Raw genomic sequence first — 445 nt, 5'->3', positions numbered from 1 at the left:
GATGCTCGGCGACGACGCCGGGACTGTTCCACGCCTTCGGCTTCTGCGGACACGGCCCAACTCGGTCCGGCCGTCGGCGATGCCATGGCCGAACTCATTACGACCGGTCGTAACGAAACGCCGCTCGATGATTTCAGGATCGATCGCTTCAGCGGCGCGGCCCAGCGATCTGAATTGATCACAATTGGCCTCCCCAAGGCCGGTAGCAATGACCTCTTTTGGGAAACGCCAAACCTTACCGCATCGGCCGATATCAGGCGCGAAGCTGCCATTGCGTGGAGGAAAAACGGTCGCTGAGTGGCCGGATCTGCTTCCTGAATGAATTTTGGCGAACCGCTTCGTAACCATTGGGACGGCCAAGCCGTTTCTGACGCGGTCGACGATCTGCGTAGTTCAGACGCGAGGGGGTGCAGCAAGCTGCTTGCTCTTTGTCTCAGCGCAACGA

Annotated in this window: 1 pseudogene; it reads left to right on the top strand. The window is 59.6% G+C overall.

The annotated features are described in order from the left end of the window. Window positions 1-153, top strand: a pseudogene (locus tag EOA32_RS37820) (FAD-binding oxidoreductase); the annotation flags it as partial. Window positions 154-445: the final 292 nt, after the last annotated feature.

The organism is Mesorhizobium sp. M1A.F.Ca.ET.072.01.1.1 (genome assembly GCF_004023325.1).
GTDB lineage: Bacteria > Pseudomonadota > Alphaproteobacteria > Rhizobiales > Rhizobiaceae > Mesorhizobium.
This window is presented reverse-complemented; position numbering and strand designations above follow the sequence as displayed.